We start from the raw sequence: 13934 nt of genomic DNA, 5'->3' as shown, positions 1-13934 counted from the left end.
TTTGGGTGGATATCTGCCGGAATGGCAGATTTTTAGAACCGATTTCTAATGGATTTAGAACCGGATTACTGGGTGGGGATGCTCCGGATTATGCATCTTGGCGGTCTGTTCTGTCTTTTTTGCTTTGGCATCGGCTTTCGCTTTCTTTTCAGCCTTTTTCAGCCCTGCGATACGCTCATCCAATCGGGCGTTTTTCTTGCCGTAATCCTCTTTATGAGTGCTTACAATTTCCTCCGTCTTTTCGGGTAGATGTTGTTTTGAGAACGCCAATAACATACCGCCTTTTTCATCGCCTACGGTTCTTGTGCCGTCCGTTAGGTGGCTATACAGATAATCACGGCGTACAACGGTTTTCTGTTCTTCGGTCAGCGAAGATGCGATTTTGAGTTTCTTCTCGTCCGTCAGATAGCCGTAATAGTCGTTTTCTTTCAGTCCTACGGCTTTGTAGTTATGACGGCGCAACTTAGACAGCATAAAGAAATACATTGTTGTTTCTTCATCGGCGGTAAATGCCGACTGTGGTAGCTGTTCCGTGCGCAAAAGTTCCTTTAAGCCCTCGGCGGTCTTTTCGTCCGCCAGTTCGTTGTTACGCTTTTTCTTGGCGGTAAGGTCGGAGATTAACTGCTCGTTGGTCTTGGTGCCTTTGGTGGCAACCTCTTTGTAGTACATTCTTACGTTACTATCGCCGATTTTAGCATACACACGGATTTTGCCCTGCTCTTTCAGTTCTTCAAGGTGCGCCGTCTGCTTGGTGTACTTTTCCTGCTCCTTGCCGTATTTCTCCTGTGCCTTGTCGTAATCTTCGGGCTTTTTATATTCGGAGGCTTGCGGTTCGGTCGGGGCTGTGGGGTATGAATTAAGGTTATACGTTTGCACATTCTTAAACTCATAACCGCCCTTTTTGATTATTTGGGTTGCCTCGTTGTCATGGCTGTACTGTTCGCCGACAAAAACGAGTTTCGGGTCAGCAAGGGCTACGGCTTGCGCCTGTTCTACAAGGTATGCCGTTTGCTTGTCCGACAAACATTTTTTGTTGGTACACTTGCCACAACCGCCATTCTCGGCGAACAGGTCGAAATTACTTGAATTGTGAATACATTTAAGGCACTTGGATTTATCGAAACTGTAATTATCAAGGTTATTTGTATAGCAGTTCCGTATCTTGCCCTCCAACGCATTAGCGGAGATATTGCACCATTCGCCTGCGCCGTCCTTTCCTAAACGGTCATTCAAAATATCCTCCTGTATCTTCTTGTCGTACTTGCTGATAACTATCCCTGCCGATGCGGTCAGCTTGCCCTCTTTTACGAGGTTGGCAATACCTTTAACAAGGTCGCAAAGTTTCAGCGTTTGATAGATATGCTTTTCGCTCTTGCCATATGCTACAGCGAGGCTTGCAATATTGTAACGCTTTGTGTCTATAAGGCGTTTGTAAGCCTCTGCCGCCTCCATTGGTGGCACATCCTCACGCTGTAAGTTCTCGGAGATTGAAAGGTCATACGCCTGTTCGTCTGTTACCTCCCGAACAATACAGGGGATTTCGGCAAGTTTGAGCATACGGCACGCCCTAAAACGGCGTTCCCCGCAAATGATTTCGTAATGTTCGCCCTTTTCTCCCTTGTGCCGTACCGTAATGGGCTGTATCAGTCCATGAACGGAGATACTTTGCGCCAACTCTTTGAGCGCATCGGCATCAAAGGTTTTTCGAGCGTTGTAATTGCTCGGCTCTATCAAATCCGATGCGATGTTTACGGCTTTGCGCTGTCCGTCTGCGGGTTTGCTAACCACTCCTGCGGTTACTACTTCGTTTGCTTTCTCTGCTACGGCTGTGCCGTTGTTCTTAATTGCTGTCATGATTGTAATTATTAAAATGATTATTGATTTTGTTTTTTGATTTTGTCGGCTAACCACTTATCCCGCCTTTCTCGGCACTCGGTAAGGGTCGGCATTACTACGCTAAAAAGTTCTCCGTCCGTATCCCGGTAATCGTACTGGAAAAGCCATTTCCCGCGAAAATCCTTGTAACGTTCGTAATTTTCTTCTCCTGCGGGGCATACTGATACTCCGTGCAGGTTCATTTTAGGCTGTGTCATATTATTGTCTGTTTTTAGGGTTATTGGCGCAAATGGGGCATATAACAAGGATTTCCAAAATGTCGTTATCCTCTTTGTCGGTTACATCGAAACTGCATCTAACACTGTCGCATCCGCATTTTCGGGGGTTATGCTCAAATGAAAAACTGTTATTCGGATAATTGTTTGCGTACTCGTTTAACGAGCCTAACGAATTGAAATACTTTGGTTTCATATCTTTTATGTTTTAGAAAATTAATACTATCAAAAGGAGGATAAAGCCCACGATAACGGCAAGGGAAATAAGACAGGATAAAACGCCTTTAATGATTGCCCACGCTAAATAAATCCCTGCGACAACCGCCACGAACGACCACCCCCAGAGGGCAAAACCCGCCATCGCAAAAGCTATTTTCAAAACCCAACCTATGCTGATTGGAAGGTTTGAGAATCGTTGTTTCCTGTTTTTTTCTGCTGTTCGTATCATAATTCTGACTTTTTTTTAGAACGCTATGCCGTATCGGAGCCGGTTATGAGTGATCGAGTTTCAGGGGCAGAGAAAGGTAGTGTTTAGCCGCTGCAAGTTTTTTGGGAATAAATACGCTCGCCGGAACGGAAAGAGGAAGATTTTTCACGAAACCGCCCTGCGGCTCGAACTTGCTTCGGCGTGAAGAACACGGAAATACTTTCGCGCATGAAATCGAACACTTCATCGGCTAAGTCGGCATTCCGCTAAAAGAGGAAGAAGTTATAAGATACGGGCAGTAGAAAAAATCCCCTTTTACTCCCGGATAGTCTGAACAGGGAGTACAAAAAAGCGGCATATTTTGACCGCCGCCGGAATCAGTCTGCACTTTAGGTATAGACAAGTACAGACGAAAGCTACCAGCCCGCAAAGGATTGATATGTGGTGTGTTTTAATGACTTACCTTTGTTTTCCCGTAATCATAGTATTAACGAAAAAGGTAAAATATTATGGAGATAATAAATATAGAAGCCCGCACTTTCGAGGCTATGATGGTGCGTTTTGAAACGTTTGTCCAGAAGGCCGAAAAACTGGTTGAAAGAAACAAAAGCAAAGAGCTTGACGGTTGGCTGGATAATCAGGATGTTTGTCTTATTCTGAATGTCAATCCCAATACATTACAGTATTTGCGAGATAAAAGGAAACTGGCTTATACGAAGTTTAATCGAAAGATGTACTATAAGCCCGAAGATGTGGAGCGGTTTATCAACAATCTGAAATCGGAGTAGATATGAGTACAGAGCTTGTAACAAAAGATAATGAGCGGATAAAATCTTTATTCTGTTCGCTCGATAGATTGTTAGACAGGATCGAAACCGTAATGACAGGGTATGAGCCGTCTTTGAACGGAGAACGATTTTTGACCGTTGCGCAGGTGTCGGAAAGGTTGAAAATCAGTCGGAGGGCATTACAGGAATACCGAACCAAAGGCAAAATCCCTTACCTTCAATTAGGTGGTAAAACCTTATACCGGGAATCGGATATTCAAAAGTTGTTGGAGCAGAACTATCGTGAGGCATGGGAATAACCCAATCAAAAAAACGCCGGATTTAATTCAAAAGGGCTACCAGAGTAATTCCCGGTAGCCCTTTTAAGTAATTTGCTACATTGCTTTTCTTCGTTCCATCAGCTTATCCATGTCTTCGGAAATTTTCTGGTCTGTAACCTTAGCATAAACTTGCGTAGTGGAGATATTGGTATGCCCCATCATTTTGCTGATACTTTCAATGGGAATACCCTCTGAAAGTAAGAGTGTTCCGAATGTGTGGCGGCTTTGATGATAGCTCATATTGTCCTTGACACCTGCAAGGAAGCCGATTTCAGTAATGCAATACCATATCTGGTCGCGGTTAGGCAATGGGAATACAGGCTTCGTATCGTCTTCCGTATTATAGAGCGACAGGATTTGTTCGGCGACCGGATGTAAAGGGACGTAGGCTTCAACCTGTGTCTTTTTCCGATGGATTCTGATAAAGGGTTTGCCTTCTGCCGTTCGTCCGATATGGCGGGGGTACAGTCCTTTCAAATCGACATAAGCAAGTGCCGTAAACGCAGAAAAGATAAAGGCTCGGCGAATCAACTCCTGAAACGTATTAGGCATCGGCTTTTCCATAATCAGCTTCAATTCATTTCTGCTTATGTGCTGTAATTTGGGCGGCTCTTTCTTTTCATACTTCACATCAGCAATCGGATTGAACCGAAGAATTTCTTGGTCAACGGCAATGTAGATCAATCGGTTCAGCCATGTAAAGCAATGGTTGATATGTCCCGACTTATATTCTTTGCCTTTTAGAAACAGTTTATAGCCTTCGCCGAACTCTTCGGTAATATCAGTAAAGGCAATATCTTTCATTTTCAAGGAAAGAAGATATTCCCGTAAGTTATTTTGAGAAATCTTAGACTGGCGGTAAGTAGAGGTAGAGTTTATTTCCAATGAACGTACCCTTAGCCGTTCACGTTCCGCCTCGCCCGCCAATAATAGCATAGTGGGGACAGTATGTATTTCGAGAATCGCATTTTTAAGTAAGTCCACACTGACAACACCATATTTTTTTAGCGTGTTTTCATAAGCCTGTTCAATGCGCTGACGAAATGCTTTCAGTTGATGGTTAGCTTTTTCGTCTTTGACTTCTCCCTTTTTACTTTTCCAATCGTTAGGGTTACAAAAAATACCTGTTGTGATTACGGTCTGTTCGCCATCAACAGTAATACGGCAAAATATGGCGGTTGTGCCGTCTTTTTTTACTTTACCCCGGTTTATGTAGAATAATATTTTAAATGTAGATCGCATAATTGTAATATTTATTGATTGTTATAGAACTAATTTTAAATCTTTGGTTGCCTCGATGTATTTATCCATATCCTCAAAGAGTTTTTTCGGGGTAACACGGGCATAAATTTGAGTGGTCTTTATATCACTATGACCGAGCATTTTGGAAACGGTTTCTATGGGAACACCGCCTTCAAGCGTAATCAGGCTGGAAAACGAGTGCCGCCCCATATGATAGGTCAATGCACCCGTCATTCCGATTAGCTGACGTATGCTTTGGAGATTCCATTTCAGGGCGTTATATTCCATTTTAGGGAATAAGGTTTCTCTTGATGGATTCTTATACTTTTCGATTAACCCGATGGCTTCGGGAAGCAGCTTCACCCGGCACAGCTTGCCGTTCTTACCACGTTGGTATTTGAGCCATAAATCACCCGCATCGTCTTTAGATAGGTTGTCGTTGGTTATGGCTATTACATCAACGTAGGCAGTCCCGGTATAGCACGCAAAAAGGAACATATCACGGGTGGTAATATGCGACCATCGGTGTTCTTCAAACTGCAAATCCCGTATCTTTTCAAATTCTTCACGACTTAGGGTGCGAGGTGGATTAACTTTTTGCTTTAGCAAAGGATAGTTTACAAAGTAATGCCTATCTGAATGCCCCTCTTTAAAGGCGATCCGGCAAATTTTCTTTAATATCGCCAAATAGTGGCGTACAGTTTCTACACCTAAATTTCTTTCGAGAATGAGATAATCTTGAAATTCCCGGATAAACTGTTCGTTTAGCTGGCTGAATGCAAGGTCTTTGACATTGTAGTTTTTGCTGACAAACTCACCTAATCTTCTCCGGGTGTAGAGATAATTGGGAATTGTGCGGTGGGAAACATCTATTCCGACACGCGCCCTTACTTCTTCAATATGGCGGTCGAAGAGCCGGAATAGTGTCATCTGCGTAGCTATACCACCTTGAAACTGGTTCTTTACATCTGTGGCATCGAACGGTATATTTCGTTCGGTTAGAATGCTGTAAGCCTCGTTGATACTAAGCAGTAACTTATCTATCTTCTCGTTAATTTCGACTGCTTCTTGGCTTTTTCCGTTCAAACGGCTGGCTCGCGGATTCCAAAGCGAGAGAGTGCAGGAGAGTTTGCTACTGAACTGTGCAACGGTATCGCCAACAGTTATTCTTCCCATAATCGGGGTCTTTCTTGACTTGTCAAGAACACTCTTTTTGAGGTAGAGTAATACCTTAAATTTTTCATCTTTCATACGCTTATATTTTGTGGGTAAAGTTACCCGTTTTATAAGCGCTCTTAATCATGTAAAATGCAGCATATCAGCGCAAAAGAATAATTCCAATTACCTGTTTTCTCTTGGAAACAGACAGGCTAACGATTTGGTAACTGAAATGTAGCGCAAATCTGCTTCGGGATAAACATTTCAAATAGCTTTAGAATAATGCAAACATGTTCATTTCAAATATGTTACCTGCCGAACTGCTTCAATCTGCTTTAGTATAATTCACTGCTTTTTATACATTCAAGCCGGCACACGTTCGGAACGCTTGCGCTGGTCAAGGGTATGCCGATAGAGAGCGTAAGCAAAATACTGGGGCATACGAAGATTACCACCACACAGATTTACGCCAAGATTACCACCGAGAAACTGGAGCATGATATATCGGTATTCGGTAAGAAATTGGAAGCGGGGTTAGCCGTGAAATCGCAATCCTCATGAATATCTACGGTGAAAAAAGAAAGAGCAGCAGGGCGATAGCAATCAGTCGGCACACTGCACCCGCTATACTTAGTGTAGCGGGTGCAGCCACCAAATGAAGTATCAATGCTGCTGTCGGAGTTTAACCGCAGCGACCTCAATGGGCTTTTAAAGAAAAGCCGTAGCTTATTAGGGCATTTTTTTAACGCATTACTCCGTAAAGCTAAAAATGCCCCAATAAGCCGATGGGCTTCGCCCCTCTGGACACCCCGTTAGCGGTCTTAACGACCGCAGTCGGCAAGCCGACTTTCACAAAATCAGAATCAAAAATTAAAGCTAAAGAATATGGGATTTGTCGTATTACATATACAGAAGCCGAAAGGAAACGATGCACGGACTTCGGCACATATCGAGCGGACGGTCAATCCTGCCAATGCCGACCAGACCCGCACTTGTCTAAACGAAAGGCTGATTGAATATCCCGACGGAGTAGAGACCCGCACACAGGCAATACAGCACCGCATTGGAAACGCAGGAATAACCCGTAAGATAAGGGACAACCAGGTAAGAGCGTTGCAGGTTATGTTGTCGGGAACACATGAAGATATGCTCCGCCTACAATCGGCAGGGAAACTTGATGAGTGGTGTAAAGATAATATCGAATGGCTGCAAGATACGTTCGGAAAAAAGAATGTAGTATCAGCCGTATTGCATCTGGACGAAAAGACACCGCATATCCACGCAACGGTAGTTCCTATCGTTCAGGGTGAAAGAAGAAAGGCGGAAGCCGAGAAGAACAACGGCAAGAAGAAATACCGCAAGAAAGCGAAAGATACCGTCCGCCTTTGTGCCGATGATGTGATGACGCGCGATAACCTGAAACTGTTTCAGGATACATACGCCGAGAAGATGCAGAAATACGAATTAGTGAGGGGCATCAAAGGCTCGGATGCAAGGCATATCTCCACACCTCAATACTATCGGGATTTACATGCACAGAACGAAGAACTGAAAGAGGATATTGAATATCTCCAAGACCAAAAGCAAGAAGTATATGATAGTGTCCGCGACCTGTACGACCGCAAAGATGAAGCGAGGGAGAAGTTTCTCAATATGCACGACTATACCCGAAAGAAAGAAACAGAAATAGCCGACCTTGAAACCCGCATAGAACAGCTAAAGCAGGATTACGAACCATACAAGGCACAGGATGAACTGAATGCCATAAACAAATATTTCCCGATGATGGAAGAACAGATGCGGATTGTGGGACTATGTGAGCAAATCGGGCTGGTTTTCGACTCCATCCGTGCGCTATTATTCGGTCAGACCCTCTCGGGTAATTCAATAAAATTCTACTCTCCGGAGCATAAACAACATTTCGAGGCGAAAGACATTCAACTGAAGATAGAGAAAGAGCCTGACGACCCCAGCAAGCTCCGCCTTAATCTCAATGGGCAGAATATCATCGACTGGTTTAAGCAGAAATCCCAAGAACTCAAACGGGCTACGAACTACTATAAAAGACCCTCTATTAAGCCCAAAGAGGGCAAAAGCAAAGGCCTAAAGCAGTAAGTTTCCAACACTAAGTGTTGAAGTCCTCCGCACTTAATGCGGGGGCTACAACATTTAATGCGAGTAAATCGGCTGTATTCCACAGTTTTAAAGGAATATAGCGTCTATTTGACAGATAATTAGTATTTTTAGGGCGAGTTGGAGATAGGATAACCGCAAAGTCTATCCTATCTCCGAACAGCAGTGCGATTGGGGTACACCTGTTACGATGTTAAATGCAATAAGTGAGAAGAATGAGATTATACAAATAATATTACAATGAAATATCTGATTTTATCAATTTTATTACTCAGTTGTAGTTGCTCTACAATGAAGAAAAGTCAAAATCGCAAAACCATGGAAGCAATAGAAAATAATTATTGGGCTTTTAAGAGCGAAAATATGGATTTATTCAACGGGATAGATACCCCGCTTAATAAAGACTATGAGTTTTGTAATCTCCTCTCGAAACTATTAATAGATTCTGTCGAAATTAAACCAATTCACGAAGCCTCTATAAGTGAAAAAGTGTTTACAATACGGTTTTTCTCAAATAATGCTTGCCACTTTAAATGGACACAAGTTGTTCCCGACGTGGTAACAGGAAAATCAACAGCCTCTTTTTTAATGACAGGAGAATGGAAAATAAAAGGAGACAACATGTTTATTAGTTATGAGTGTCTTGAATTTCGTCCAGTTCCGATGAGAGGAAGTCAAGAATATGTTCCTGCAAAATACACTCATATTTGCAAACTAAAATACAAAATAGGCAGCAATGATTTGATATTAACACCTGTAGAAGTTGAAACAATATCGGAATAAATGAACAAACATACTGGTTTTACCCCGTTCGGCATAGTCTCCAGACTGTGTCGTGCTAAAAGCAAGTTTCCAAACTTGCAAACCACACTCAAAAAGTAAGCTATCCGTCCAAAACAAAAATTCCTGCAGAGCCTGTCCTGAACGAAACACAGTGAAGTCGAATGGAGACGACACATTATTAACGTATGCTTCTGAAACTAATCCTTATTTATCTGAACACAAAGGTATATTCCAAGAACGAAACGTCAACACCAAGCCCTGCGGGTTTTACGGAAAATCTCCAGCCCTACGCTACGCTTCGGGTAGTATTTCCCGCAAAAGTGTTGCCTTATTCGTCCTTTCCATAAGAGGGGTGTTTATCAGATAAAAAGGAAAAATATATACTTGAAATACCAAAGAAATTCCTTACCTTTACAGCCGAGTTATTTGATAGCATTGCATCGCAGAACGCTGAAATAAGAACGGTTGCCAAATCGTTACCCCAGCCTCTCCAAAAACAAACTAACATCCTGTTAGTAAATTGATTGCATTTGATTTGTTTGTGTTAATGTAGAAAGACACCTTTACTTCTTGTTTCATGACTCTGTTATTTAAGTGTAAAATTACTCGTAACAGAGTTATTTTCAGTGATATAAAATATAGAGCCAACAGGAAGCAAACTCCAATTTTGTATTCAAAACCCATATTTTCACCGTTAGTGCGAAAAAAGGGTTATTTTTGAAAGACGTTTTAAGAAAAACAAGCGTTCTTTGAGGTGATTATCTTTATTCAGGTTGTTTTTCTTCCTAATCTGGTCAATTAAAAAGGCAGTACTTAGGTAGCAAATCTTTCGCTTAACTGCTCTATATTCTTCCATTTAGCCTACCAGAAGAATATAGCGAAACAACGCCGAATAATTCTAATTACCAAACACTTACTCTGTTCTTCCTAATTTTGCCTATCTTTGCGAGATTCTAAATATATTTGTAAAATATATTTGAGAATATTGTTATCTTTGTTTTTAGAAGGATACTGAATAAGATTTAATGATTAATGATTTAAATATTAGCTTCAGGATATTTAAATCTCACCAGGCGTTCTTTAACAAATGTATGGCAAATGCCCATACATTCATGTAACTGTTTATTTGGAAATGAAATATATATCGATATTTTGCGGTTCATCATCCGGGTCGGATAAAATATTTGCTGAGCAAGCAGCATCTTTAGGAAAAACAATAGCACAGAGAGGTTACAGCATTGTATATGGCGGCGCCCATGTAGGACTGATGGGACAGGTAGCCAATGGAGCGCTCAGCGAAGGAGGAGAGGTGATCGGTGTAATACCCGAATTCTTGAAAAGTAAAGAGTTGGAACATACTCATCTGACAAAGATACACATTGTAGAGACAATGCACGAAAGGAAAGCCCTGATGAATGAGCTATGCGACGGGGTTATAGCCCTGCCCGGCGGATACGGTACTATGGACGAACTCTTTGAAATGCTTACATGGGCACAACTGGCTCTGCATAAGAAGCCAATAGCCATACTAAATACAAATGGATATTATGACCCCCTGATTACCATGTCGGAAACGATGATTAAAAACGGGTTTCTGAAAGAAGATTATCAAAACCTGTTGTTAATAGATGGTAACATAGACAACCTGCTGGATAAAATGGAAAAATATATTCCACCCAGTAATGACAAGTGGTTCGAAGTGAAATAGGCCTTCGGATACTTATCAAAGACAAATAAGACAAATAAGACAAATAAGACAAGCAAGACAAACAAGACAAGCTAAACGGAACTAAATGATGAAAAAGTATTTATTTATTGCAGTAGCAATGTTGGGCTCTATAGCAGTAGCCAACGCCCAGACAGTAACGAAGCGTGTTGTCAAAAGTACTAACAAAGGAGACTCTAAAACGCATTACAATTACTTATTACTGGATGCCGTGAATTACTCTGATGCGGCGTATGCCCAGTATGAAAAGGAAGTGCAAAGCGTATGGGACAAAAAATCGGCCCGAGACCTGACTAAAGGACGGATGGAAACAATAAAGGTAATTGATGAATACCTGAATACAGTGAAAGAGGCGCGCGTCTATAAAGGAGGCGAGGCATATCAGTCGGCAGTGTTGGCATACATCAATTCAGTAAAAGAGAAAGTGATGGCTCTCGAACACTTAGGTAAACTGGGAGACGACCCCAATACAAACGACCTTGATTATAATAAGGCATCTATAAAATTTACTGATATATCGAACGAGGCTATCGATTTAAGAAATATAGTAAGAGAGAAAAAGAATGAATACGAAAAAACGTTTTATATAAAATAAATAAAGTATTACGTTTGCATGGGTTATATCGATGTCCTGTTAAGGACAGACTATTGGTAGAAAAAAATATAGCTCGCTGAAAATCGTCCCGTAGCGGACGAAATGTGATTGTATCCTACATTGCGTACCTGATGGCACGCCCGTTGGATTTTGTGAAATAGATTTTCTGCCAATATATTATCCCTATGGGATAAAAGTAGCACACTAGAAACGTTATAGACCTAATAAAGAATACGAAATATGGCACTGAAAGTAGGAGATAAAATACCCGAAACATTAGGCATCAACCAGAATGGCGGAGAAGTAAAAGCCTCCGATTATAAAGGGAGTAAACTTGTCCTTTATTTCTACCCGAAGGATAGTACTCCGGGATGTACAGCCGAGGCTTGCAGTTTCAGGGATAATTTTTCACAACTTAAAAAAGCCGGCTACCAGATACTGGGCGTAAGTGTAGACAATGAGAAATCGCATCAGAAGTTTATAGAAAAACAACAATTGCCGTTTCCTTTGATTGCCGATACTGACAAAAAACTAGTAGAGGAGTTTGGCGTATGGGGCGAAAAAACGCTTGCCGGACGCAAATATATGGGTACATTCCGTACCACGTTCCTTATCAATGAATCGGGAGTAATAGAGAAGATTATTACCCCAAAAGAAATAAAAACGAAAGAGCACGCTCAACAAATATTGGAAGCTATTTGAATTTAATTTAAAACAGCTTCTTGGATAAAAAATGAATTACATTTTATAATATTAAAGGATAATAATGGCAGAAGAAAAAGAAAAGAAAGCAGCTGCAGCGCCAAACACAGAGAAACTTAAGGCTCTGCACGCTGCGATGGAGAAGATAGAGAAGAGCTATGGAAAAGGCTCTATAATGAAAATGGGCGACGACAAAGTAGATGAGATAGCCGTTATATCAACAGGTTCGGTAGCATTGAACGCTGCTCTGGGTGTAGGAGGATATCCCCGCGGTAGGGTAATAGAAATATATGGCCCCGAATCGTCAGGTAAAACAACACTGGCTATACATGCCATAGCAGAAGCTCAAAAGGCAGGCGGTATTGCAGCATTCATCGATGCTGAACATGCTTTTGACCGTTTCTATGCTGAAAAACTGGGTGTTGACATCGAAAACCTGTATATCTCTCAACCTGACAGCGGCGAACAAGCCCTTGAAATTACAGAACAGTTAATCCGCTCATCCGCAATTGATATAATTGTTATCGACTCGGTAGCAGCACTTACTCCTAAAGCTGAGCTTGAAGGCGAAATGGGAGATTCAAAAATGGGGCTACAAGCCCGCCTGATGTCGCAGGCTCTGCGCAAGCTGACTGCAGCGATAAACAAGACTAATACGATATGTATATTTATCAACCAGTTGCGTGACAAAATCGGCGTAATGTTCGGTTCGCCCGAAACAACAACAGGAGGTAACGCCCTTAAATATTACGCATCGGTACGTCTCGATATACGCCGCATCGGCCAATTGAAAGACGGGGACGAAGTAAAAGGCAGCCAGACCCGTGTAAAAGTAGCGAAAAACAAAGTAGCTCCTCCATTTCGCAAGGCTGAGTTCGACATTATGTACGGCGAAGGTATTTCCCGTTGGGGCGAAATAGTCGATCTGGGAGCAGACCTTGGCATCATCAAGAAAAGCGGATCGTGGTACAGCTACAACGAGACGAAGTTGGCACAAGGCCGTGAAGCCACAAAAGAGGTAATAAAAGATAATCCTGAACTGGCTGACGAATTGGCCGGATTAATCTTTGCCGCATTGAAAGATAAACACTAATGTAGACATATCCAATAGAAAAAAGAGCTTCGGAATTGTTTCCGGAGCTCTTTCTTTTTCAGCTTTTCGGTAGAAATTATCTTATTATAGAGACGGGAGTTTAATTATGAATTATGCGAATAAAGGGGTTGGATTATCATAAAGTTTATATCGGGTAAAGCCTAGTCATGTTCGGAAGATTTTTTCGCCACGAAGTGGCTGGTTAATTCAGCCCAAGGTGAAGCCTTGGGTAAAAGCGGAAATCTCCACTACAGTGCGCTGAAAGCGCAGGCTAAATTAACTTGGGCTTTCAGCCCGCAAAATTCTCAGAATTAATTCGAACCCAAGGCTTCACCTTGGGCTGAATTAAAACGGGCTTTCAGCCCTTACAGACAAGATTTTTATTATGTTAAAAATCTTCCGAACATGACTAGGTAAAGCCCGTGACAAAAGCTGAAAGTAAGAGACTGTCTCCGTAGGAGGCCAACGGGATTGATTTTTGCTATTTGCCTCCTACGGAGACCTGTTTTTCGCTCTGTCCCTGCCACAGGCTTTACCCGTGGTTATCCATGTTCAGTCCCTTCGGGGCAGGTTGTTTATTGGAGGTGGCTGTCACTTTTTTGTAGTACAGCCTGTTGTTTTTTCGTAGAAAATTGTCTTATGTAAAGCGTTCTTTGATATAATCGGAGGAAAAAAGGTAACAGGTGAAAAGTATTGAAAAAGGTGTCACTTTTGTCACTTTTTCATTAAATAAGGAAACGTTATTGCATAATAATTAGCGTATTATAAAAACAGGAGGTTGAAATTCAGGATGTCACTTTTTTGGCGGATGTTACTTTTTCCTTATACGACAGTGCAGAGAATAAAAGCATCGGAA

14 protein-coding genes and 1 pseudogene are annotated in these 13934 nt (G+C 41.9%); 9 read left to right on the top strand and 6 right to left on the bottom strand.

Annotated features, from left to right (window positions below; all coding sequences use genetic code 11):
• Positions 1–54 precede the first annotated feature (54 nt).
• The 4 genes from D0T84_RS09815 to D0T84_RS09800 are packed head-to-tail and all read right to left on the bottom strand — an operon-like array spanning position 55 to position 2559.
• A complete protein-coding gene (locus D0T84_RS09815; protein WP_163307705.1) occupies positions 55–1854 on the bottom strand; it encodes a ParB/RepB/Spo0J family partition protein in 1800 nt (599 codons plus the stop codon).
• Positions 1855–1874: 20 nt separating this feature from the next.
• Positions 1875–2093 (bottom strand): DUF3873 family protein, encoded by a 219-nt coding sequence (locus D0T84_RS09810; RefSeq protein WP_163307704.1) that lies wholly within the window; start codon positions 2091–2093, stop codon positions 1875–1877.
• Between the two features lies 1 nt (position 2094).
• Entirely contained in the window at positions 2095–2307 is a 213-nt protein-coding gene (locus D0T84_RS09805) for a hypothetical protein (RefSeq protein ID WP_163209459.1), read from the bottom strand.
• A gap of 12 nt (positions 2308–2319) precedes the next feature.
• Entirely contained in the window at positions 2320–2559 is a 240-nt protein-coding gene (locus D0T84_RS09800) for a hypothetical protein (RefSeq protein WP_163307703.1), read from the bottom strand.
• Between the two features lie 488 nt (positions 2560–3047).
• On the opposite strand from D0T84_RS09800, the gene D0T84_RS09795 reads away from it, so the two are divergent.
• Positions 3048–3326 carry a helix-turn-helix domain-containing protein gene (locus tag D0T84_RS09795; RefSeq protein WP_163307702.1) on the top strand — a complete coding sequence of 93 codons (279 nt, stop codon included), beginning with the start codon at positions 3048–3050 and terminating at the stop codon, positions 3324–3326.
• A 2-nt stretch (positions 3327–3328) separates the two neighbouring features.
• Complete coding sequence (locus D0T84_RS09790; protein ID WP_008999475.1) at positions 3329–3625, top strand: helix-turn-helix domain-containing protein; 297 nt, start codon at positions 3329–3331, stop codon at positions 3623–3625.
• 75 nt (positions 3626–3700) lie between these two features.
• Here D0T84_RS09790 and D0T84_RS09785 read toward each other — a convergent pair whose 3' ends face one another.
• Complete coding sequence (locus tag D0T84_RS09785; RefSeq protein WP_163307701.1) at positions 3701–4888, bottom strand: site-specific integrase; 1188 nt, start codon at positions 4886–4888, stop codon at positions 3701–3703.
• Positions 4889–4909: 21 nt separating this feature from the next.
• On the bottom strand, positions 4910–6139 hold the full coding sequence (locus tag D0T84_RS09780; RefSeq protein ID WP_163307700.1) for a site-specific integrase: 1230 nt from the start codon (positions 6137–6139) through the stop codon (positions 4910–4912).
• Positions 6140–6406: 267 nt separating this feature from the next.
• On the opposite strand from D0T84_RS09780, the pseudogene D0T84_RS09775 reads away from it, so the two are divergent.
• From D0T84_RS09775 to recA, 7 genes and pseudogenes are all read left to right on the top strand, one after another.
• Positions 6407–6607: pseudogene (locus D0T84_RS09775) on the top strand (tyrosine-type recombinase/integrase); the annotation flags it as partial.
• Positions 6608–6931: 324 nt separating this feature from the next.
• Positions 6932–8161, top strand: a complete 1230-nt coding sequence (gene mobV, locus D0T84_RS09770; protein ID WP_163307698.1) for a MobV family relaxase — start codon at positions 6932–6934, stop codon at positions 8159–8161.
• 336 nt (positions 8162–8497) lie between these two features.
• Positions 8498–8962, top strand: a complete 465-nt coding sequence (locus tag D0T84_RS09765; RefSeq protein WP_163307697.1) for a hypothetical protein — start codon at positions 8498–8500, stop codon at positions 8960–8962.
• 1132 nt (positions 8963–10094) lie between these two features.
• Entirely contained in the window at positions 10095–10670 is a 576-nt protein-coding gene (locus tag D0T84_RS09760; RefSeq protein ID WP_163307696.1) for a TIGR00730 family Rossman fold protein, read from the top strand.
• An 85-nt stretch (positions 10671–10755) separates the two neighbouring features.
• Positions 10756–11283, top strand: a complete 528-nt coding sequence (locus D0T84_RS09755) for a hypothetical protein (RefSeq protein WP_255495296.1) — start codon at positions 10756–10758, stop codon at positions 11281–11283.
• Positions 11284–11523: 240 nt separating this feature from the next.
• On the top strand, positions 11524–11985 hold the full coding sequence (bcp, locus tag D0T84_RS09750; protein ID WP_163307695.1) for a thioredoxin-dependent thiol peroxidase: 462 nt from the start codon (positions 11524–11526) through the stop codon (positions 11983–11985).
• Between the two features lie 64 nt (positions 11986–12049).
• Complete coding sequence (gene recA, locus D0T84_RS09745) at positions 12050–13078, top strand: recombinase RecA (protein WP_163307694.1); 1029 nt, start codon at positions 12050–12052, stop codon at positions 13076–13078.
• Positions 13079–13934: the final 856 nt, after the last annotated feature.

Origin of the sequence: Dysgonomonas sp. 521 (assembly GCF_010501055.1) — a bacterium.
In the GTDB taxonomy this organism is placed as follows: Bacteria; Bacteroidota; Bacteroidia; order Bacteroidales; family Dysgonomonadaceae; genus Dysgonomonas.
The sequence above is the reverse complement of the archived record's forward strand: the minus strand, read 5'-3'. Positions and strand labels throughout refer to the sequence as shown.